Origin of the sequence: Bradyrhizobium sp. WSM1417 (assembly GCF_000515415.1) — a bacterium.
In the GTDB taxonomy this organism is placed as follows: domain Bacteria; phylum Pseudomonadota; class Alphaproteobacteria; order Rhizobiales; family Xanthobacteraceae; genus Bradyrhizobium.
The window spans coordinates 4,851,566-4,873,890 of the sequence record NZ_KI911783.1; the positions used below are offsets into that span (position 1 = coordinate 4,851,566).

18 protein-coding genes and 2 tRNA genes are annotated in these 22,325 nt (G+C 64.8%); 17 read left to right on the forward strand and 3 right to left on the reverse strand.

Features of this window, described 5'->3' with window-relative positions; translation table 11 throughout:
- Positions 1 to 20 precede the first annotated feature (20 nt).
- The 7 genes from BRA1417_RS0123570 to BRA1417_RS44935 all read left to right on the forward strand — a co-directional run bounded on the left by BRA1417_RS0123570 (position 21) and on the right by BRA1417_RS44935 (position 9,193).
- A complete protein-coding gene (locus tag BRA1417_RS0123570) occupies positions 21 to 3,170 on the forward strand; it encodes an efflux RND transporter permease subunit (RefSeq protein ID WP_027517922.1) in 3,150 nt (1,049 codons plus the stop codon).
- A complete protein-coding gene (locus tag BRA1417_RS0123575; protein ID WP_027517923.1) occupies positions 3,170 to 6,274 on the forward strand; it encodes an efflux RND transporter permease subunit in 3,105 nt (1,034 codons plus the stop codon). The genes BRA1417_RS0123570 and BRA1417_RS0123575 overlap by 1 nt, the downstream gene beginning before the upstream one ends.
- 41 nt (positions 6,275 to 6,315) lie before the next feature.
- Entirely contained in the window at positions 6,316 to 7,050 is a 735-nt protein-coding gene (locus BRA1417_RS0123580) for a tRNA-uridine aminocarboxypropyltransferase (RefSeq protein ID WP_027517924.1), read from the forward strand.
- A 197-nt stretch (positions 7,051 to 7,247) separates the two neighbouring features.
- Positions 7,248 to 7,964 (forward strand): ABC transporter permease, encoded by a 717-nt coding sequence (locus BRA1417_RS0123585; RefSeq protein WP_027517925.1) that lies wholly within the window; start codon positions 7,248 to 7,250, stop codon positions 7,962 to 7,964.
- A gap of 10 nt (positions 7,965 to 7,974) precedes the next feature.
- Entirely contained in the window at positions 7,975 to 8,727 is a 753-nt protein-coding gene (locus BRA1417_RS0123590) for an ABC transporter ATP-binding protein (RefSeq protein WP_027517926.1), read from the forward strand.
- A 57-nt stretch (positions 8,728 to 8,784) separates the two neighbouring features.
- Positions 8,785 to 8,858, forward strand: a tRNA-Cys gene (locus BRA1417_RS0123595).
- A 188-nt stretch (positions 8,859 to 9,046) separates the two neighbouring features.
- Positions 9,047 to 9,193, forward strand: a complete 147-nt coding sequence (locus BRA1417_RS44935; RefSeq protein ID WP_198034854.1) for a hypothetical protein — start codon at positions 9,047 to 9,049, stop codon at positions 9,191 to 9,193.
- Between the two features lie 86 nt (positions 9,194 to 9,279).
- Here the strand turns inward: BRA1417_RS44935 and BRA1417_RS0123605 are convergent, their stop codons facing one another.
- The gene (locus tag BRA1417_RS0123605; protein ID WP_007610233.1) at positions 9,280 to 9,492 is read right to left on the reverse strand and encodes a hypothetical protein; all 213 of its coding nucleotides are present in this window, start codon (positions 9,490 to 9,492) and stop codon (positions 9,280 to 9,282) included.
- Positions 9,493 to 9,745: 253 nt separating this feature from the next.
- Here BRA1417_RS0123605 and BRA1417_RS0123610 point away from each other — a divergent pair, with 253 nt between their 5' ends.
- The 8 genes from BRA1417_RS0123610 to BRA1417_RS0123645 all read left to right on the forward strand — a co-directional run bounded on the left by BRA1417_RS0123610 (position 9,746) and on the right by BRA1417_RS0123645 (position 18,697).
- Entirely contained in the window at positions 9,746 to 10,009 is a 264-nt protein-coding gene (locus BRA1417_RS0123610) for a hypothetical protein (RefSeq protein WP_027517927.1), read from the forward strand.
- 1,239 nt (positions 10,010 to 11,248) lie between these two features.
- Positions 11,249 to 11,617, forward strand: coding sequence for a hypothetical protein (locus BRA1417_RS0123615; RefSeq protein WP_027517928.1), 369 nt, complete (start codon positions 11,249 to 11,251; stop codon positions 11,615 to 11,617).
- Positions 11,618 to 11,751: 134 nt separating this feature from the next.
- Positions 11,752 to 11,826 (forward strand) — tRNA-Asn (locus tag BRA1417_RS0123620).
- A 176-nt stretch (positions 11,827 to 12,002) separates the two neighbouring features.
- Complete coding sequence (locus BRA1417_RS0123625) at positions 12,003 to 12,182, forward strand: hypothetical protein (RefSeq protein WP_007591158.1); 180 nt, start codon at positions 12,003 to 12,005, stop codon at positions 12,180 to 12,182.
- 137 nt (positions 12,183 to 12,319) lie between these two features.
- Positions 12,320 to 12,982, forward strand: coding sequence for a protein-L-isoaspartate O-methyltransferase (locus tag BRA1417_RS0123630; RefSeq protein WP_027517929.1), 663 nt, complete (start codon positions 12,320 to 12,322; stop codon positions 12,980 to 12,982).
- Positions 12,983 to 13,195: 213 nt separating this feature from the next.
- Entirely contained in the window at positions 13,196 to 14,587 is a 1,392-nt protein-coding gene (locus BRA1417_RS0123635) for a TolC family outer membrane protein (protein WP_027517930.1), read from the forward strand.
- 306 nt (positions 14,588 to 14,893) lie between these two features.
- Entirely contained in the window at positions 14,894 to 15,667 is a 774-nt protein-coding gene (locus BRA1417_RS0123640) for a PopZ family protein (protein WP_027517931.1), read from the forward strand.
- A gap of 153 nt (positions 15,668 to 15,820) precedes the next feature.
- Complete coding sequence (locus BRA1417_RS0123645; protein WP_027517932.1) at positions 15,821 to 18,697, forward strand: valine--tRNA ligase; 2,877 nt, start codon at positions 15,821 to 15,823, stop codon at positions 18,695 to 18,697.
- 2 nt (positions 18,698 to 18,699) lie between these two features.
- Here BRA1417_RS0123645 and BRA1417_RS0123650 read toward each other — a convergent pair whose 3' ends face one another.
- Positions 18,700 to 19,302: a DNA-3-methyladenine glycosylase gene (locus BRA1417_RS0123650; protein ID WP_027517933.1), complete on the reverse strand. Its 603-nt coding sequence runs from the start codon at positions 19,300 to 19,302 to the stop codon at positions 18,700 to 18,702.
- Positions 19,303 to 19,432: 130 nt separating this feature from the next.
- Between BRA1417_RS0123650 and lipA the strand changes: the two genes are divergently transcribed.
- Both lipA and BRA1417_RS0123660 read left to right on the forward strand, forming a co-directional pair.
- Complete coding sequence (gene lipA, locus BRA1417_RS0123655) at positions 19,433 to 20,389, forward strand: lipoyl synthase (protein WP_027517934.1); 957 nt, start codon at positions 19,433 to 19,435, stop codon at positions 20,387 to 20,389.
- Positions 20,390 to 20,395: 6 nt separating this feature from the next.
- Positions 20,396 to 20,866, forward strand: coding sequence for a type II toxin-antitoxin system RatA family toxin (locus tag BRA1417_RS0123660; RefSeq protein ID WP_027517935.1), 471 nt, complete (start codon positions 20,396 to 20,398; stop codon positions 20,864 to 20,866).
- 847 nt (positions 20,867 to 21,713) lie between these two features.
- Here the strand turns inward: BRA1417_RS0123660 and BRA1417_RS0123665 are convergent.
- Positions 21,714 to 22,322 (reverse strand): CinA family protein, encoded by a 609-nt coding sequence (locus tag BRA1417_RS0123665; RefSeq protein ID WP_027517936.1) that lies wholly within the window; start codon positions 22,320 to 22,322, stop codon positions 21,714 to 21,716.
- Between the last annotated feature and the right edge of the window lie 3 nt (positions 22,323 to 22,325).

The following is a 22,325-nucleotide window of genomic DNA, read 5'->3' on the forward strand; positions in this document are numbered from 1 at the left end:
CTGAGCGGCAGGCGCATCCCATGGGCGTCTCCGAACCCTTCATCCGCCGTCCCATCGCGACCTCGTTGCTCGGCATCGCGCTTCTGATCGGCGGGCTGCTCGGCTATTTCGCGCTGCCGGTGTCCGCGCTGCCGCAGGTCGATTTCCCGACCGTGCAGGTGACGACGCAATTGCCGGGCGCGAGCCCCGACGTGATCGCCTCGCTGATCACCGCGCCGTTGGAGCGGCAGCTCGGCCAGATCCCGTCGCTGTCGGCGATGAACTCGACGAGCTCGTTCGGCGTCAGCCAGATTTCGCTCCAATTCGATCTCAACCGCGACATCGACGGCGCGACCCAGGACGTCCAGGCCGCGATCAATGCCGCGGCCGGCGTGCTGCCCAAGACGCTGCCTTATCCGCCGACCTACGCCAAGGTGAACCCGGCCGATGCGCCGGTGATGACGTTGGCGCTGCGCTCCGACACGATCTCGTTGCGGGCGATGAGCGACATCGCCGACACGCTTCTGGCGCAGCGGCTGAGCCAGGTTTCCGGCGTCGGACGCGTCTCTGTGCTCGGCGGACTGAAGCCGGCCGTCCGCATCCAGGCGGATCTCGCGCGGCTGGCCGCCTATGGCATCGCCATGGAAGACCTGCGCACCGCGATCGCCAGTGCCAACGTCTCCGGGCCGAAAGGCTCGCTCGACGGCGCGCAGCAATCCTACATCATCGCCGCCAACGACCAGATCGCCGCCGCCGACGCCTACAAGCCTGTCATCATCGCCTACCGCAACGGTTCCCCCGTCACCATCGCCGACGTCGCGCAGATCGTCGATGGCCTCGAGAACGACCGCACCGGCGGCTGGTACCAGGGCTCGCCGGCCGTCATCATCGACATCCAGCGTCAGCCCGGCGCCAATGTGATCGACGTTGTCAGCCAGATCCGCGCGGAAATCCCAAAGGTCCAGCGCGCTATTCCGGCCGGCGTGAACCTCACCATCGTCTCCGACCGCACCGTCACCATCCGCGCCTCGGTCCGCGACGTGCAGTTCACGCTGATCCTGAGCGTCGTGCTCGTGACGCTTGTGGTGCTGCTGTTCCTGCGTTCGCTGCGCGCCACGCTGATTGCCGGCGTGGCGCTGCCGCTGTCGCTGATCACGAGCTTCGGCATCATGTATTTCGCCGGCTTCAGCCTCGACAATCTGTCGCTGATGGCGCTCACCATCGGCACCGGCTTCGTCGTCGACGATGCCATCGTGATGATCGAGAACATCGTCCGCCACATGGAGAACGGCGACAGCGCGATGGAGGCGTCGCTCAAGGGCGCCAGCGAGATCGGCTTCACCGTGATCTCACTGACGGTGTCGCTGATCGCGGTGTTTATCCCGCTGCTGTTCATGTCGGGCCTTGTCGGCCGCATGTTCCGCGAATTCGCGCTGACGCTGACGATCGCGGTCGTGACCTCCGCCGTGGTCTCGCTGACGCTGACGCCGATGATGTGCTCGCGCCTGCTGAAGCATGCCCATGAAGAGCTGGCAGTGCCGGGTCTTGCCGCGGTCAGCCACTTCATCGATCGCACCGTCGGGTTCTATCACCGCACGCTGCTCTGGGTGCTGGAGCGCCAGCGCGCGACGCTGGTCGTGACCTTCGCCACGCTGATCGCGACCCTGGCGCTCTATGTCGTCGCGCCAAAGGGCTTCCTGCCGCTGCAGGACACCGCCTCGATCACCGCGGTGACGGAAGCCGGTCCGGACGTGTCGTTTGCGGAGATGCAGAAGCGGCAGGCCGACGCGGCCGACGCCATCAAGGCCGACCCCGATGTAACAGGCGTGGTCTCGGTGATCGGAGCAGGCTCGGTCAATCCGACCACCAATGTCGGCCGTCTGGTCATGACGTTGAAACCTCGCGGTGAGCGGCGCGACGACGTCAGCATCGTCATCACCCGGCTGAAGGAGCGAGTGGCCGCCATCCCCGGCATGACCGTCTATTTCCAGCCGGTGCAGGACGTGCAGATCTCGACCCAGTCGAGCCGCTCGCAATACCAATACACGCTGACCGGCACCGACGCCGCTTTGGTGTCGGAATGGGCGCGCAAGCTGGTTGCCGAGATGCGGCGCGATCCGCTGTTCCGCGACGTCTCCTCGGAGGCGCAGGAAGGCGGCCTGCGGGCGCAGCTCACGGTCGACCGCACCCGCGCCGGCCAGCTCGGCGTCAGCCTCCAGGGCATCACCGACACGCTCAACGACGCCTTCGCGCAGCGCCAGATCTCGACGATCTACGGCCAGGCCAACCAGTACCGCGTGGTGCTGGAAGCGCTGCCGATGTACCAGCGCGATCCCTCGATCCTGTCGAAGCTTTATCTGCCGGGCGCGGCGAGCGCGACCGCCGGCGCGCCCAACGCACAGGTGCCGCTCTCCGCCGTGGCGACGCTGACCCGCACCACCGCGCCGCTCGCGATTTCGCACCAGGCGCAATTCCCGTCGATCTCGCTCAGCTTCAATCTCGCCCCGGGCGCGGCGCTCGGCGACGCTGTCGAGGCCGTGAAGACCATCGAGACGCGGATCGAGATGCCCAACAGCATCGTCGGCGTCTATGCCGGCGATGCCGCCGAATTCGCCAAGGCACTCGCCGGCCAACCCTGGCTACTGCTGGCCGCGGTGATCACGATCTATATCGTGCTCGGCGTGCTCTACGAGAGCTACATCCATCCGATCACGATCCTCTCGACGCTGCCTTCGGCCGGCGTCGGCGCGATCCTGGCGCTGATGCTGTGTGGGCAGGACCTCTCGGTGATCGGGCTGATCGGCATCATCCTGCTCATGGGCATCGTCAAGAAGAACGCGATCATGATGATCGATTTCGCGCTCGAGGCCGAGCGCGGGCAGGGGATGTCGCCGAACGAGGCGATCGTGCAGGCTTGTCTGCTGCGCTTCCGTCCGATCATGATGACGACGCTGGCCGCGCTGTTCGGCGCGCTGCCGCTGGCGATCGAGAGCGGCACCGGCGCCGAGCTGCGCTTTCCACTCGGCATCTCCATCATCGGCGGCTTGTTGCTCAGCCAATTGCTCACGCTCTACACCACGCCGGTGATCTATCTCGCCCTCGACCGCATCAACCGCCGCCTCGAGCAGGCGCTGCCGCCGGTCGAACCCGGCGGTCCGCCGGTCGCGGGCGCGACCGAGGGGATGCAGTGATGGCATCGATCTCGGAGCCCTTTATCCGCCGCCCGGTCGCGACGACGCTACTGTCGATCGGGTTGTTCCTGCTCGGTGTCGTGGCCTACGAGTTCCTCCCCGTCGCCTCGGTTCCGAACATCGATTTCCCCGCAATCTTCGTCTCGGCCAGCCGTCCCGGTGCCGACCCGTCCGTGATGGCCGCGACGGTTGCCTCGCCATTGGAGCGTCGGCTCGGCGAGATTGCGGGCATCAACCAGATCACCTCGACCTCGTCGCTCGGCACGACCAACATCCAGCTCCAGTTCGACATCGGCCGCAACATCGACAAGGCCGCGCGCGACGTGCAGGCGGCGATCAACGCCTCGCTGGTCGATCTGCCCAGCGATTTGCCGACGCTGCCGCGCTTCCGTAAGGCCAACACCGCCGGCGCTCCTGTGTTCGTTCTGGCGCTGACCTCGAAGACGCTGTCGGCCAGTGCGATCTATGACGTCGCCGATACGGTGCTCGCGCAGCGCATCTCGCAGGTGCCGGGGGTGGGCAATGTGACGATCTCGGGCGCCGACCAGCCGGCCGTGAGGATTCAGCTGAACCCCGTCGCGCTGTCGAACGCCGGCATCGCCACGGATGACGTGCGAACCGCGATCATCAATGCCAACCCGCTCGGTCCGGTCGGCATCTTCAACGGCGAGCGGCAGAGCGAGACGCTGTCGCTCAACAGGCAGATGCGCACAGCGAAGGAATTCCGCGATATCGTCATCAAGAGCGCGAAGGGCAATTTCGTCCGGCTCTCCGATGTTGGCGACATCCAGGACTCCGTCCGTAACGCCCGTTCCATCGCCTGGTTCAACAAGCAGCCGGCGGTGCTGATCCAGATCACCAAGCAGGGCGATGCCAACGTCATCGACACCGTCGACCGGGTAAAGGCGCTGATCCCCGCGTTGAAGCAATGGATTCCGGCCGGTGTCGATATCTCCACCTTGGTGGACCGCACCAGCACGATCCGCGCCAGCGTGCTCGACATGCAGTGGACCTTGCTCGCGACCGCCATCCTCGTGATGGTGGTGGTGTTCGTATTCCTGCGGCGGATCACGCCGACGATCGCGGCCGGAATCTCGGTGCCGCTGGCGCTGGCCGGGACCTGCGCCGGCATGTGGGTCGCGGGCTTCTCGATCGACAATCTGTCGCTGATGGCGCTGGCGATCTCCGTCGGCTTCGTGGTCGACGACGCCATCGTCATGATCGAGAACATGTACCGCAATCTCGAGCACGGCATGCGGCCGCTCCAGGCGGCATTGGACGGCGCCCGGCAGATCGGCTTCACCGTCGTATCGATCAGCCTGTCGCTGATCGCGGCCTTCACGCCGCTGATCTTCATGGACGGCATCGTGGGCCGGTTGCTGCGCGAGTTCTCGCTGACGCTGACCTTCGCGATCCTGGTCTCGACCCTGGTGTCGCTCACGGTGACGCCGATGATCTGCGCCCATTACATCCGGCAGACCACGTCCGGCACGGCGACCCTGTTCGACCGGATCATCGAAGGCTCGCTGTCGCGGATCGTCGCTTTCTACACCCGCACCTTGCGTACCGTGCTGGAATATCCGCTGCTGACGCTGCTGGTCTTCTTCGCCACCATTGCGTTGACGGTGACGCTCTACATTAAGATCCCCAAGGGATATTTCCCAACCGACGATTCCGGCTTCGTCATCGGGGCGACGCGTGCCTCGGCCGACATCTCATTCCAGTCCATGCTGAGCCTGCAGCAGCGGCTCGCCGACATCGTGATGCAGGATCCGGCCGTGGCCGGCATCGGCTCCACCGTCGGCAGCGGCGGCGGTCCGGGCGGCGCGACCTCCAATCGCGGCACCATGTTCATCAGCCTGAAGCCGCCGGAGGAGCGCGATCACGTCTCGACCCAGGTGGTGATCGACCGTCTCAGGCGGGCGTTATACCCGGTGCCCGGCATCCGCCTGTTCATGTTCGCCGCCCAGGACGTGCGCGCCGGCGGACGGCAGAGCGATTCCGACTACCAGTACACGCTGACCAGCACCGATCTCAGTTTGCTCCAAAAGTGGGCGCCGATCGTGGCCAAGCGCATGGAGAGCGTCGAGGGCATCACCGACATCTCCAGCGACCGCGATCCCGGCGGGCTTCAACTGACCTTGTCGATCGACCGCCAGAAGGCCTCGGCGCTCGGCGTCCGCGTCCAGGATATCGACAACGCGCTCAACAACGCCTTCTCGCAGCGGCAGATCGGGATCATCTACACCCAACGCAACCAGTACATGACCGTGCTGGAGATCGACCCGAAATTCCAGGTCGATCCCTCCAACCTCGAACGGATCTATGTCGCCGGCGCGGGCGACGCGCAGGTGCCGCTGTCGGCCGTGGTGCATGCGACGCGCGGGCTCGCCGCGCTCGCGGTCTATCATTCGCAATCGTTCCCATCGACCACCGTGTCATTCAATCTGTTGCCGGACGTGCAGATCCAGGCTGCAACGCAGAACATCCAGCGCGCGGTCGAGGAATTGCACATGCCGGAAGGCATCCGCGGCAGTTTTGACGGCAATGCCGGCGATTTCGCCAAGACCAGCGGCCGCCAGCCGCTCCTGATCCTCGGCGCGCTGGTGGCGATGTATATCGTGCTCGGCGTGCTCTATGAGAGCCTCGCCCATCCGCTCACGATCATCTCGACGCTGCCCTCGGCGGGCCTCGGCGCGCTGCTGGCCTTGCAGCTCACCAATACGCCGCTGACGGTGATCGCCTTCGTCGGCATCATCCTGTTGATCGGCATCGTCAAGAAGAACGGCATCATGATGGTGGATTTCGCGCTCGATGCCGAACGCCAGCGTGGCCTGTCGTCGGCGGAAGCGATCTTCGAGGCCTGCCAGGCGCGCTTCCGGCCGATCCTGATGACGACGATGGCGGCATTGTTCGCCGGCATTCCGCTGGTGGTCGCGACCGGGCCCGGCACGGAACTGCGCCGCCCGCTCGGCATCACCATCATCGGTGGGCTGTTCGTCTCGCAAATCCTGACGCTCTACACCACGCCCGTGATCTACCTGCTGATCGACCGTCTGCGCCGCCGCCGCGAGCCGCGCCCGCTGGCCGCGCCGGCGGAATAGGCGGGTTGTTGAACCGCCTTGCAAAGCGTATAGCGGCGACCATGTCGAACCCCACCGCCGCCGCGCCGGCCGATCCGATCCCCGAATGCCCGCACTGCCAGAAGCCGATGCCGCTGTGCATCTGCGACAGCGTCACGCCGCTCAAGAACCGCCTTAGACTCCTGATCCTTCAACATCCGCAGGAGCAGGACAGGGCGCTCGGCACTGCCCGGCTGCTTGCGAAGCATTTCGCCGGTGCCACCTTGCGGGTCGGCTTGTCCTGGCCGAGCCTATCCAAGGCGCTGGGGCAACCGATCGAGAACGCCTCGCACTGGGCCGTGCTCTATCTCGGCTCGGCGCACGCCGCCGATCTCGAGGCTGAGGGCGAAATCCTGGCACTCAACCGCAAGGGCGAGATCGCGGACAACCAGCGCGCGCGCCTTGGCAAGCTCGAAGGTGTGGTGCTGCTCGACGGCACCTGGAGCCAGGCCAAGGCGCTGTGGTGGCGTAACCCGTGGATGCTGAAATGCCAGCGCGTCATCCTCAACCCGGCCGCCCCATCGCGCTACGGGCGCCTGCGCAAGGAGCCTCGGAAGGACGGACTATCGACCATCGAAGCCGCAGCGACCATCCTCTCCGCTCTGGAGAAACGCCCGGACATCGCCGAGACGCTGAATGCCTGTTTCGAACGGATGTTAACCCGCTATCGCGAGGTTCAGACCGAGATGCCCGAATTGGCGCCAAAGCCGCCGGTGAAGGACCGCCGGCGCGGTGTTCGGCGGGGCAAGCGAGCCTGACTCCAGTCGGATCATCCGTACGGCCGATTGTCCCGCGAGAGGCGGGCGGATAGAGACCATCGGCCAACAGGCCGCGATCTGCTATCCTGTCGCACCATCGGAACGCCGGAAGCGGAAAGGGCCGTCGCATTCAGCTTGCAGCCAAGGAGATCCTTGCCCAGGCGGCGCGGTTCGATCGTTGGGGCACGCTTGCCCTGATGGACATTTCGCTGCGCTACCGGCGCACAGTGATCGGCCCGCTCTGGATCACGCTGACGCTCGCTGCGACCATTGCCAGCGTCGGCACGGTCTATGCGGCACTGTTCAGGCAGGACATCGCGAGCTTTCTGCCGACCTTCGCCGTCGGCCTGATCGTCTGGACGCTGATCGCGACCACGCTCCAGGAAGGTTCCAACATCTTCGTGGCTTCAGGCCATTTGATCAAGGCGGTGCCGGCGCCGCTGATCGTGCATGTGCTCCAGATGATCGCGCGCAACGTCCTCATCTTTGCGCATCATCTGGTGATCGTCGTCCTGCTCTATCTCGTGATGCCATGGCCGCTGCATGCGAGCATGCTGCTCGCGGTGCCGGGCATTGCGATCCTGCTCGTCGTGCTGCTCGGCGGCTCGGTTGCGCTCGGCATGCTCTGCGCGCGGTTTCGTGACATCGGCTCGGCGATCGTCAGCGGCCTGCAATTCGTATTCTTCCTGACGCCGATCATCTGGACCGAGGACACCATGCGCGGCACCGCATTTTATTGGCTGATCCGCGCCAATCCGTTTGCAACGCTGCTCGATCTGGTGCGCAGGCCGCTGTTGTCGCAGCCGACCGATGCGGAGCAGTGGCTGCTCGGGATCATCTATGCGGCCCTCGTGGCCGTCATCAGCCTTGGCTGCTACGCAAGATACCGCCGTCGCGTGGCGTATTGGCTGTGAGGCGCGAGCTATGACCCCCGCAGCTCATATCGCGCTTCGCAACGTCTCGGTGAGGTTTCCGGTGCTGTCGTTCCGAGACCGCTCGCTGCGCAGCCGGTTCGTTAGCGCGGTGACGCTGCGGCGGACCACAGCGACCCCGCACATCGTCTCCGCGTTGAATGACGTCAGCCTCGACATCCGTGCCGGCGACCGCGTCGCTATCATCGGCGCCAATGGCGCCGGCAAGACCACGCTGCTGCGGGTCCTCGCCGGCATCTACCATCCGACGTCGGGCAGCGTGGACGTGCTGGGCCGCTGCCTGCCGCTGTTCGATCTCTCGGCCGGATTCGACGAGGAAGCGACCGGCTATGAGAACATCATGCGGCGGGGCCTCGTGATCGGCGCGCGGCGCTCCGAGATCGACGCCAAGCGCGCGGAGATCGCCGCATTCACCGAGCTCGGCGACCGGCTCGACCTGCCGCTGCGCACCTATTCCAGCGGCATGATGCTGCGCCTGATCTTTGCGGTCGCAACCGCCGTCGAGGGCGAGATCGTGCTGCTCGACGAATGGATCGGCGTCGGCGACCAGCAGTTCCGCAAGAAGGCGCGGCAGCGGCTCGACGAGATCGTCGTGCGCGCCGGCATTCTGGTGCTCGCCTCGCACGACATCGAGCTGATCAAGAGCACCTGCAACCGCGCGATTCTGCTGGGGGAGGGGCGGATCGTGGCAGCCGGCGCAACCGACGAGATTCTCGGCCAATATCTCGGCGGCAGGAAGGCGTAGCTGCCCGGTCGGGGTTGCCTAAACCCGTGATCCCCTATATTGCTCCGCCCTCGTTGGGGCCACGTGGCGGAGTGGTTACGCGCCGGTCTGCAAAACCGTTTACTCGGGTTCGAGTCCCGACGTGGCCTCCATCACAACCTCCTGATATCTCAGCAATATTTGATTGCACCGCGGCTGCTATCGGCCCGCGCGGGCGATGCATGCTGACCGCGCACACCGGGTTTGCCCGGGGCCCGGCGGAAACCCGCCATTCAGCCCGCTGGCATAGTCTTCGCATCTGCGAAGTGATGCATCCCAACGATCGAGCGCTGGAGAGCACGTGAGCGAAATCGTCCGATTTGTCCCGAAATCCGAGCTGGAGCGGGCTCGCCTCATTCGCGAGGCCCGCGCGATCTATGACAGCATCTTTCCGGCGGCCGCACCCGACCAGGCGCCGCAGGACGGCGGAGAGCGCGTCAAGACCTGATCGCGGGCACGCCGAATCTCGCGGCCTAGGGCCCATAGCAAAACGCCCGCAGAGCGCGGGCGCATCGGCCCACGGTGAAATTGGCCTTAGCAGGCCGCGTACCAGCCGTCCGGAAACGGCAGCAGGGGCCAGGCGCCCTCGTTGTCATTGGCGGCCTTCGGCTTCGCGGAGGCGTTGGGCTTCGCGTAATAGGTCCACGAGCGCGGCACGAAATCCTCCCCCGGCACGAACGCCAGATCGTCATGGACCATGGCGTCCTGGACGGCATCCAGCAGCAAGTTGAATTCGGCTTCGCTCATCACACCCTCCGGACCGCGGATGGCGCAATGTCGCAAAGCCGGCTTGTTACCCGATTGAGCCGATCGTTCGCATTTTAACGATCGGCCAATCGGGTCCCGATTGGTTAGCGATGATGAAATCCCGTTGGGAAACTTAGGTTCCTGCCGGGTGCCCCCAGTGTGAAGGAGGTCACATCTTCGGCTGTTTTTTTCTCCTACCCCTTTGCACACCGGCCAAGACAGGCCGGCGGGCAAGGCAGACGGGAGACTGGTCATGAAGGCGAGGTTCTTGCGGTTTGCGGGTGTGAAAAGCCGGGCGCGTCGCGCCTCGACGGTCGGGCTGTTCCTGACGCTGTTTGCCTCCGCCGCCCATGCGCAGCAGGGAACGCCCGAGCAGCGCCGGGCCTGTACCCCCGACGTCTACCGGCTCTGCGCCGGCGAAATCCCCAACGTTCGCGCCATCACAGCGTGCCTGCGCCGCAACAGGCCAAGCTTGAGTGAGGCTTGCCGCACCGTGTTCGATCAGGCCGGCAGCTGACATACCGGCCCTGTGGGTTTGTGCGCAGCAAGTGGCTCGCGCGGGCTCGCGAATCCGGCATTGTCGGCCTGTGGATAGGCCTGTGGGTATGCTGCGGACAGGCTTTGGGCAGCGGTGATGCGCTTCGGATATCGGCCGCATGCGTCCGTCGATCGTCCTATCTCTGTCAAATGACCTCACCGAATGATTCCCTGATCGGGCGGACCGCTGCGTCACGTAAGATCATTTGGTTCTCCCGAATTCGGAAATAGATGCCGCGAGGGTTCCTCACGAGCAGGTCTTAGGACGCACTGATCGAGATCGGACCGGTGTGTCGGAGGCCGTGAGGCGACAGCCGATAGCCCGCGAAGCAATGCGGGCTACAAGACCCTGCGTTGCCCGACGGGCAAAACACACAAACCTCAGGTCAATCTGACCTCACAAAAACATTCCACTTTACCGAAATTCGGCTTTGGCGTATTCCTTCGCCACCTCATCCCGGTCAGAGGGGCGTATCGCGATCGTCACGAAACGTGGGATGAGCTGCGGTGGACGCTAGTCACATCGGCGCGAAGGACTTCGCAGGGCGGGAAACCGTGAGCGAAGGCATCGCGCACACGACCGATGCGACAACGTACGGCAAAACCGTGTCGTCCTGACGCCCGGGGTCTGTGCGTCAAGTCTTGTGGTGATGTGGGCTGCCCGACCGGGCAGGCGCATCAGCCATCCGCAAGGCGACGGGGCAATAGTGCATCGCTCCCCGGGGAGAGCTCGGCATAAGCCGTCAAACCACTGCGCAGGGAAGGCCGTGTGTTGGGCTTCACCTGTATGCCGCTGTGCAGCCTCTTGGAGCGCAACTTTCGCACAGTGGACCGTGGGTGCCAGCCGGCACCCGGTCTTCCCTGCGCCCTCTGACGAAGAGGGTGGACGAAACAAAGCAAAACTCGGGCGAGCCTCGCCGCGAGGACGCGAAGTTGTGCCTGCGACAAAAATCACATTCCGCGGGCCAGCGCCCACCCCGGACAACAAACCCCGCCGATCTATGAATGCCGGTTCATTGCTGCGGAGAATTCGAATCGATAAGAATTGGCTCGTTGCGCGGCTCGCGTCGTGCAACGCGCCGGAGCGCGGATCGATCGCGCCTTGAACCTTTCGATTGCGCCTCCGACGAATCCTTCAAGGCAACGCCATTGGTTGCCGCGGCGCCTGCGCCGATCGACGTCAGGCACCGAAAGCCCGTTTCGATCGGGGGAATTTCATATGAAGTATTTTTTGTCTGCACTGATCGCGATCGGTCTATCGATCGCCGCCGCGCCGTCGTTCGCGGCTGACGCGCGCAACGTCACCGTCGTCAACGAGACCGGCTATGCCATCAAATTCCTGGGCTTCAACGCCCCGAACGATGGCATGGACGAATGGGACAACGAGTTGGAGAAGGTTTTGCAGAACCAGGCGAGCACCTATGTCGAGTTCGATGATGACGACGATGGCTGTGTCTGGAACATCCGCGTCGACTGGCAGAACTATGACGAGACTGTGCTCTGGAAGAACGTCAACCTCTGCAAGTTCACCGCGCTGCGGCTGCGCTACGATTCCGGCACCAAGACCACTTCATTCGTTGCCGAGTAATTCGACCTGAGGCCAGGCGGAGGAGGGGCCACGCGCCCTTACTCGCAGCAATGTGCGAGATGGCGAATTCGTCCTTTGCAAGCGCAAGCGGCTTTGTTATACGCAGCCGCGCGCGAACGACGGGTTCGCCCTTTTCCTCGGTAGCTCAGCGGTAGAGCATCCGACTGTTAATCGGATGGTCGCTGGTTCGAATCCAGCCCGGGGAGCCAAATTCCGCTTCATCTTCAACGGCTTGCGGCCAGACGCTGATCTGGCGCGTGATCCCGTTGCGCCAAATCTTCAAATAGATGTGTACCGTCGCGAGCTCGCATCCTCCGCCGCGACGCCAAAACGACTCAATTGAAATCGAGCTTCCATAGGCCGGTCCTTTACGGAGCTGATTCCCATGCGAGACATCCAGGTCGACCGTTCCCCGCTGGCTCCCTCCATTCTGCCGGCGGATATCCCCGAACTCAGCGACGACGAATGCCTCGCCTGTCTGGCGCGCGCGGTCGAGACCCACGATTCGGCACGGCTGGATGAAGTCGCCGCATTGATCGGCCGCCTCGCCGTCACGATCGAATAGGCCGGCTCACCCTCGACGTTGCGAGTTGCGGAAGGGCCCGGCTCGCGGGCCAAAGCCATGTTGCGTTTTCGCAGGGCCTGTTCCAAAGATGCCGCCAACTTTCGTCCGCGGCATCGTCCGCCTTGCAGGGTCCGCAAATGTCCGTTTTCTCGACGGCGCGCCTAAAAATGGTCGATGGCCAGGTGCGCACCAGTGATGTCACCGATCGTCGTGTTCTCGACGCCATGCTCACGGTTCCGCGCGAGGCCTTCGTGCCGGCCAGCCGACAGGCATTGGCGTATCTCGATCTCGATCTCGACGTCAGCGAGGGCGGCGCCAAGCGGTACCTGATCAAGCCGCAGCTGACCGGCAAGCTGCTCCAGGCTGCCGAGATCGGCGAGGATGACAACGTGCTGGTCGTCGGCTGCGCCACGGGCTATCTCGCTGCGCTGACCGCCAAGCTCGCACGCCAGGTCACCGCGACGGAATGCGATTCGGCGCTGGCCAAGAAGGCCAATGACGCCTTCGCCGCCCTCGGGCTTGCCAACGTGGCCTGCAAGGCCGCGGCCTGCGCCGAGGGTGATGTCGCTGCCGGCCCCTATGATGTGATCGTCCTCAACGGCGCCACCGAGGTGATGCCGGCAGGGCTGCTCGGGCAGCTCAAGCAGGGTGGGCGCCTGGTGGGGGTTTCGGCCGAATCCAGGCCGCCGCGAGCCATGATCGTGACCCATACCCACGGTGAATTCGGCCATCGGGCGCTGTTCGATGCCGCGGCCCCGGTCCTTCCGGGGCTGGAACGGGCCGCCGCCTTCGTCTTCTGACGGCCCGATAGCGGCTTTAGCCCGTTAAATCCCGTTCTGAATCAGAAGTGTGGCCGGGATGCTGCACGTGAAGAGTTTCCACTGAGAACCACCCTCAGGTAGTTCCGTCGCGCTTGACCGCGTCCTATGTTGCGGCGGGGCAACGACTCCACTCGTAGACGGTAACCCAGCTCGCGGGCACGAGCCGGGCGTTAGAATGAACGGAATTTTTGGATGCATGGGGTGAAGCTCTTCACCGGAGCAGCGGTTTCGGTCCTGCTGCTGGCGCTTGTCGCGCCGACGCCTGCCTTGGCGGATACGATCGAGGCCGCGCTGGTGCGCGCCTATCAGAACAATCCGCAGCTCAACGCGCAGCGCGCTCAGGTGCGCTCGACTGACGAGAACGTGCCGCAGGCGCTGTCGGGGTATCGCCCGAAGGTCGGGATCAACCTCAGCACCGGCTATCAATATCAGGATATTCAGCAGCAGCAGAAGGGGCCGTCGATCCACAGCTCCGAACCCCTTCAGCCCAACAGCGCCAGCCTGACTGTCAATCAGACGCTCTACAACGGCAACATCACAGCTAACAGGACGCGCGTGGCGGAGAGCCAGGTCTCGGGATCCCGCGAGGCGTTGCGTGTGCTCGAACAGACGGTCCTGTTGCAGGCTGCCACCAGCTACATGGATTATCTGCGTGACTCCGCCACCCTCGAAGTTCAGCGCAGCAACGTGCGCGTGCTCGAACAGACGCTCAAGCAGACCCGCGATCGCTTCAATGTCGGCGAGGTGACGCGCACGGACGTGGCGCAATCCGAAGCGCAGCTCGCGGCCGGCAGGACCCAAGCCCTGACTGCCGAATCGAATCTCACGACGACGCGCGCCAATTTCCGCAGGATCATCGGCAACGAGCCGACGAACCTTGCGCCGGGCTCGCCGGTCGATCGTTTCCTGCCCGGGACGCTCGCCTCCGCCGTCGGTCTGAGCCTGGTGGAGAACCCCAACGTCACGGCCTCGATGTTCGGCATCGACGTCAATTATCTCCAGGTCAAGATCAACGAAGGCGCGCTGCTGCCGACCGTCTCGCTCCAGGCCGGCATTACCCAGTCGTACCAGCAGACCCTGACCGTCTTCCGGACGACGACCGCTTCCGCCATCGCGACCGCCTCGGTGCCGATCTATCAGGGCGGCGTTGAATATGCGCTCATCCGCCAATCGAAAGAGAACCTGGCGCAGCAACGCTTGAATCTCGAAACCACCCGCGATCAGACCCGCGCCAACGTCGTGCAGGCCTGGGGCCAGTTGGAAGCCGGCAAGGCGCAGGTGCAATCTGCGCAGGCGCAGGTCACGGCCTCCGAGATCGCGCTGAATGGTGTGCGCGAGGAAGCCAAGGCCGGCCAACGCACCACGCTCGACGTGCTCAACGCGCAGCAGGCGCTGGTCAACGCGCGGGTGGCGCTCGTCACTGCCCAGCATGACCGCGTGGTGGCGTCCTATTCGGTGCTCAATGCGGTCGGTCGTCTCGCGCCGCAAGTCCTCGGCCTCAACACCACGGTCTACGATCCCAGCGTTCACTACCAGCAGGTTCGCGACAGCTGGGCCGGCGTGCGCACGCCTGACGGACGCTAGAGTCCCGTAGTCATCCGGTCGGCCTCGCAAATTGCCGAGGCCGACCGGTGCTTTGCTTGCAATCAGCAAAATCCCTGACATAGCCTTGCCAAGAAGATGCGGGCCGATTCGCTCTGCATCCGATGCCGTGTGCGTAAAGCATGAGTGCCGAGGGCAGGGGCGCACCGCTGCACGTTGAGCCGTCATCTGGGGACAAGTCGGGCTGCCGCGACGAAAATGTCGGGGCCACCCATCCGGAACCGGCCAATCCTGTCGTGCTTGGTGTAAAACAGCGCATGCGAGGGCGTTGATGATGTGGAGTCGGAGATGACGCAGCCTGCAAAGGTCACAGAACCCTCGATGGAGGAGATTCTGGCCTCGATCCGGCGCATCATTGCCGACGATGAGGCCAAGCCGCCGCCGGCGGATGCTGCCAAGCCGGAGAAAGCTGCCGCCCCCGCCGCGCCACCGAAGCCTCAGGCGATCAACGATATTCCGCCATCCAAGGTCGCGCCGCCCAAACCGGCCGCCGAGAAGCCCGCACCGGCTCCGGCCGCAAAGCCGGCAGCGCCGCCGGCGCCGGCACCCGAGGCTGATGCATCCAACAATCAGGATGACATCGACGCGCTGCTAGCGGGCCTCGACACGGCCACCGCTGCGCCGGAAATCCGTGCTCCCGAGCCGGAGCCCGAACCTGAGCCCGACGTGCTGGAATTGACCGACGATATGGCGCTGGCGATGGAGCCAACGCCGTCTCCGCCGCCGCCGAGCTTCCGCAAGGTCGAGCCGCGCGACGATCTCGAATTCGCCGAATCGCCGCCGCCGCGTCCGACGCCGGCATCCTATGCGCCGGTGGACTTCGATGCGCCGCCACTGCCGCCCCAACAGCCGATCCTGGCGCAATCGACGGTCTCCGCGGTCGAATCCGCCTTCAATTCCCTGGCCCACACGGTGCTCAGCAGCAATGCGCGAACCCTGGAGGATCTGGTCAAGGAGATGCTGCGTCCGATGCTGAAATCCTGGCTGGACGACAATTTGCCCGGCCTCGTCGAACGCATCGTGAAGGCCGAAATCGAGCGGGTATCGCGCGGCGGCAGGTAGATCGGGCCGCAGAGCCCTCATAAAGCCCTGCTTGTCCGTCATATTCGGCCTCCCGACCGGACCGGAAAGCTTTGTTGCCGCCTGGCTTTCCTTTGACCCTTCCGTTGACTTGTCCGTTGACTTGGACCCCGTGCGCGGCTTTCTAACAGCGCCATGATCGAGAAAAATTACCAGCCCGCCGATATCGAAGCCCGCATGTCCGTCGTGTGGGAGGACAGCCTTGCCTTCAAGGCCGGCCGCCCGGACCGCCGTGACGCAGTGCCCTTTACCATCGTGATCCCGCCGCCGAACGTGACGGGCTCGCTCCACATGGGCCACGCCCTCAACAACACGCTCCAGGACATCCTGTGCCGGTTCGAGCGCATGCGCGGCCGCGACGTGCTGTGGCAGCCCGGCACCGACCATGCCGGCATCGCCACCCAGATGGTGGTGGAGCGGCAGCTGATGGAGCGCCAGCAGCCCAGCCGTCGCGAGATGGGCCGCGAGAAGTTTCTGGAACGGATCTGGCAGTGGAAGGCCGAGAGCGGCGACACCATCATCAACCAGCTCAAGCGGCTCGGCGCCTCCTGCGACTGGTCGCGCGAACGCTTCACCATGGACGAGGGCCTGTCCAAGGCCGTGGTCAAGGTGTTCGTCGAGCTGCACCGCGACGGCCTGATCTACAAGGACAAGCGGCTGGTGAACTGGGACACCAAGCTGCTCACCGCGATCTCCGATCTCGAAGTGCAGCAGACCGAGATCAAGGGCAGCCTCTGGTACCTGCGCTATCCGATCGAGGGCAAGACTTTCAGCCCCGAGGATCCCTCGAGCTTCATCGTCGTTGCCACCACGCGCCCGGAGACCATGCTCGGCGATACCGGCGTTGCCGTGCATCCCGACGACGAGCGCTATCAGAAGCTGGTCGGTAAGAACGTGATCCTGCCGCTGGTCGGCCGCAAGATCCAGATCGTCGCCGACGACTATTCGGATCCGGAGAAGGGCTCGGGCGCGGTCAAGGTGACGCCGGCGCACGACTTCAACGATTTCGAGGTCGGCAATCGCCACGGCCTCGCCCGGATCAGTGTCATCGACGAGGAAGGTTGCCTCGATCTCCTCGACAACGAAGATTATCTGCGCGACCTGCCGGCAGGTGCCGCGCAGTTCGCCGAGGAGTTCAACAAGCTCGATCGCTTTGCAGCGCGCAAGCGCATCGTCGAGCGGCTGGAATCGTTCGGGTTTGTCGAGCGGATCGAGCCCCATACCCACATGGTGCCGCATGGCGACCGCTCCGGCACGGTGATCGAGCCCTATCTCACCGACCAATGGTATGTCGACGCCAAGACGCTGGCGAAGCCGGCGATGGCCGCCGTGCGTTCGGGCGAAACCACTTTCGTGCCGAAGAACTGGGAAAAAACCTATTTCGAGTGGATGGAGAACATCCAGCCCTGGTGCATCTCGCGCCAGCTCTGGTGGGGCCACCAGATCCCGGCCTGGTACGGTCCTGATGGCAAGGTGTTCGTCGCCGAGACCGAGGAGGAGGCCGTCAGCCACGCCCTCGGCTATTACGTCGAGCAGGAAGTCATCACGGTCGAGCAAGGGCGCGAGATGGCGCTCGACCGCAACAAGCGTGACGGCTTCATCACGCGCGACGAAGACGTGCTCGACACCTGGTTCTCCTCGGCGCTGTGGCCGTTCTCGACCCTCGGCTGGCCCGCGGACGCGCCGGAAGTGCAGCGCTACTATCCGACCAACGCGCTGGTGACCGGCTTCGACATCATCTTCTTCTGGGTCGCCCGCATGATGATGATGGGCCTTCACTTCATGAAGGAGGTGCCGTTCTCGACGATCTACATCCACGCCCTCGTCCGTGACGAGAAGGGCGCCAAGATGTCGAAGTCGAAGGGCAACGTCATCGATCCGCTCAGCCTGATCGACCAATATGGCGCCGACGCGCTACGCTTCACGCTGGCCGCGATGGCCGCGCAGGGGCGCGACATCAAGCTCGCCACCAGCCGCGTCGAGGGCTATCGCAATTTCGCGACCAAGCTCTGGAATGCGTCGCGCTTTGCGGAGATGAACCACTGCGCCGTGCCCGAGGGTTTCGAGCCGGCGAAGGTCAAGGAGACGCTGAACCGCTGGATCGCGCATGAGAGCGCGCACACGACGCGCGAGATGACCGAGGCGATCGAGGCCTATCGCTTCAATGACGCCGCCGGCAGCATCTACCGCTTCGTCTGGAACGTCTATTGCGACTGGTATCTCGAGCTCGCAAAACCCGTGCTGCTCGGCCCCGACAGCCCTGCCAAGGCCGAGACCCGCGCCATGGTGGCATGGGCGCGCGACGAGATCCTGAAACTGCTGCACCCCTTCATGCCCTTCATCACCGAGGAGCTGTGGGAGGTCACGGCCAAACGCGACGGTCTGCTCGCGCTGGCACCGTGGCCGCTGAAGCCGGCGGGGCCGACGCCGGAGCAGCTTGCGATGCTCGCGGCGACGACGGGGCCGACTGACGCGCTCGTCTCGCCGGTTTGGGTGCTGCCGATCTTCGACCATGCCGACTTCACCGATCCCGCGGCCGAGGCCGAGATCGGCTGGGTGATCGATCTCGTCACGCAGATCCGTTCGGTGCGCGCCGAGATGAACATTCCGCCGGCGACCCTGACCGCGCTGGTGCTTGCAGGCGCCTCGGCCGAGACGAAGGAACGGGCGCCGCGCTGGAGCGACGTCATCAAGCGCATGGCGCGGCTGTCGGATATCTCTTTCGCCGACAGTGCACCCGACGGCGCGGTCCAGCTCCTGGTGCGCGGCGAGGTCGCCGCGCTGCCGCTGAAGGGCGTGATCGACGTCGCCGCCGAGCGCACACGTCTCGACAAGGAGATCGGGAAGGCCGATTCCGACATCAAGCGCGCGGAGTCCAAGCTGGCGAACGAGAAATTCGTCGCCAACGCGGCCGAGGAGGTCGTCGAGGAGGAGCGTGAGAAGCGCGAGGCTGCGCTGGCCCGCAAGGCCAAGCTGCTCGAGGCGCTGGAGCGGCTCAAGCAGGCGTCGTAACCTTATTTCGGAAACGGCTTGCTCAAAAACTTCGAACCCCTGACGCCATAGCGCCAGGGCAGTTCGATGGCCTTGGTGATGCCGATCCGGATTCCGGCCACGACCTCCAGATCCTCCGTCCGCGCATGCAGCGCGATCGGCGGACGGTCCAGCGGCAGGGCATTGTGCGCGATGGTGATGCCGAGCGCTTCGGTCAGCTTGCCCGGGCCCGAGCACAACGCGTGCAAATCCTGGAGATGGCGCCGCCGACGCATCGCGGCGATGCCGTGGGTCGGCTCCAGCGCGCGGATCAGCACGGCGCTGGCCGAGCCTTCTTCCTCGCAGACGAAGTTCACGCACCAATGGATGCCGTAGGAGCGGTAGACATAGGCAAAGCCGGGCGGGCCGAACATCACCTGGTTCCGCGGCGTGGGGCCATTGTAGGAGTGCGCCGCCGGCTCGGTATGATGATAGGCCTCGACCTCGACGATGATCCCGCCGACGCCGTCGACAAGCATGGTCGCACCGATCAAGTCGGGCGCGACCTCGTGGACGCTGCGCGCGAAAAAGGCACGCTTCAGGGCTTTGCCGAGCCGGGGTGTGGAAGGTTTCGAAACTGGAGCCATTCGAGGTGAGAATCGCCAGAGAACAGAGCAGGATATTGCCCATATCTGCCATGTTCCCTGAAGCGGGGCGAGCCGGGTTGCGATGCCCGGCCAGACCGACTAGGTAGGACTTGGTCAGACCGGACACCCCATGGTCGTTATTGTCGATACCATCTCGAACCCGCTGCGCCCACGTCACCCTGAAAAGGTGAACCGGCCCGATTCCGCTTCGCCGCCGAAGCCGGACTGGATCCGCGTACGCGCCCCCAACACCCGCGGCTATGCCGACACCCGCAACATCGTGCGCGCCAACGGCCTGCATACGGTGTGCGAGGAGGCGGGCTGCCCGAATATCGGCGAGTGCTGGGACAAGAAGCACGCGACCTTCATGATCATGGGCGACACCTGCACCCGCGCCTGTGCGTTCTGCAACGTCAAGACCGGCATGCCGAACGCGCTCGACGCGGCCGAGCCGCACAACGTCGGCGAGGCTGTGGCCAAGCTCGGACTTGCCCATGTCGTCATCACCTCCGTCGACCGCGACGATCTCACGGACGGCGGCGCCGAGCATTTCGCCCAGACCATCCGCGCGATCCGCGCTGCGTGCCCCTCGACCACGATCGAGATCCTGACGCCCGATTTCCTGCGCAAGGAGGGGGCGCTCGAGGTCGTCGTCGCGGCGAAGCCCGACGTGTTCAACCACAATCTCGAGACCGTACCGTCGTGCTATCTCACGGTGCGGCCGGGCGCGCGCTATTTCCATTCGATCCGGCTGTTGCAGCGGGTCAAGGAGCTAGATCCCACCATCTTCACCAAGTCCGGCATCATGGTCGGCCTCGGCGAGGAGCGCCACGAGGTGCAGCAGGTGATGGACGATCTGCGTTCCGCCGACGTCGATTTCCTGACCATCGGGCAATACCTCCAGCCGACCCGCAAGCATCACGCCGTGATGCGCTACGTGCCGCCGGACGAGTTTTCGTCCTACGAGAAGGTCGCCTACACCAAGGGCTTCCTGATGGTGTCGGCGAGCCCGCTCACCCGTTCGTCGCATCATGCCGGCGAGGATTTTGCGAAACTGAAGGCCGCGCGGGCCGCACACGCCCGCTGAATCGCCATGCCCAAATTTTCGAGCAAGCGCCGTGTCGATCACAGCGCGTCCGAGATGTTTGATCTGGTCGCCGACGTCGAGCGCTACCCGGAATTCGTGCCGCTGTGCAGCGCGCTGAAGGTCCGACAGCGCATGGCGAAACCCGACGGCACCGAGGTGCTGGTCGCGGACATGACGGTGTCGTTCAAACTGGTCAGGGAATCCTTCACCAGCCGCGTGACGCTCGACCGCGCCAATTTGAAGATCCTGGTCGAATATCTGCAAGGTCCCTTCAGCAATCTGGAAAACCGCTGGACGTTCGAGCCCAAAGGCGAGAGCGTTTGCGATGTCGGTTTCTTCCTCGCCTATGAGTTCAAGAGCCGCATGCTGGCGCTCCTGATGGGCTCGATGTTCGACGCCGCGTTCGCGCGATTTTCCATCGCGTTCGAGAAGCGGGCGGATGCGATCTACGGACGGCGGAAGCTGGCGTCGTCGTAGTGGTTGCGGACGGGCACGCTCTCTCCTTCGTCATTGCGAGGAGCCCTTGCGACGAAGCAATCCAGTATCCCTCCGCGGAGAGACTCTGGATTGCTTCGCTGCGCTCGCAATGACTGAGGAGGCGGCGTCGACGCTCTCCAACAACTCTCGTCCTCCGTCGCAGACACGGGTGTGCAGCCCCGCGGCGTGTCTCGCCCGAGCTTGGCTTTTGGCGTGGCCCCCAATTGTCAGAGGGCGCAGGGAAGACCGGGTGCCGGCTGGCACCCACGGTCCACTGTGCGAAAGTTGCACTACAAGAGGCTGCACAGCGGCATACAGGTGAAGCCCAACACACGGCCTTCCCTGCGCGGTGGTTTGACGGCTTATGCCGAGCTCTCCCCGGGGAGCGATGCACTATTGCCCCCGTCGCCTTGCGGATGGCTGATGCGAATGCCCGGTCGGGCAGCCCACATCACCACAAGACTTGACGCACAGACCCCGGGCGTCAGGACGACACGGTTTTGCCGTACGCTGTCAGCACCGGTCGTGTGCGCGACGCCCTCGCTCACGGTTTCCCGCCCTGCGAAGCCTTCGCGCCGATGCTGCCAGCGTCCACCGCAGCTCACCCCGCGTTTCGTGACGATCGCGATACGCCCCTCTGACCGGGATGAGGTGGCGAAGGAATACGCCAAAGCCGAATTTCGGTAAAGCGGAATCTTTTTGCGAAGTCAGCTTGACCTGAGGTTCGTGTGTTTTGCCCGTCCGGCAGCGCAAGGCCTTGTAGCCCGGACGGAGCGAAGCGTCATCCGGGCCCTGTATGCGCGGAACGAATCCCGGATTGCGCTTCGCTCCATTCAGGCTACGGGAGTCAGCTCCGCGGCGACCGCGGCGGCCTGCGCTTCGCCACATGTCGGCGCGGGGAGCGTGTCACGCGGGGACGCAGGCGGGTGACCGCGGCTTCACGGCGCGGCTTGGCCTGGGCTGGACCGCGGGCGAGATCCATCAGCATGCGCAGCGCCTCGACCACGGAGCGCTGGCGCACGGCGGTGCGGCCGATGGCGCCAAAACGATGCTCGCGGTGCACGATGCGGCCGTCGCGCGCGGCGGCGGCGAAATGCACGAGGCCAACCGGCTTGCCGGGCGTGGCGCCGCCGGGGCCGGCAATGCCGGTGATAGCGACCGCAAGATCGACGCCGGCACGCTCCAGCGCGCCGACCGCCATGGCCGTTGCGGTCTCCCTGCTGACGGCGCCGAAATTGGTGAGCGTGCTTGCCTCGACCCCGAGCATCGCGCGCTTGGCGCCGTTGGAATAGGTGACGAAGCCCCGATCGATGACGTCGGAGGAGCCGGGAATGTCGGTCAGCGCGCCCGCAACCAGGCCGCCGGTGCAAGATTCAGCGGTCGCAATCGTCAGCTTGCGCATCCGGCACAGGTCGAGCAGCGAGCGGGAGAGGGCGCGTGCGTCGCTGCCGGCCATGGC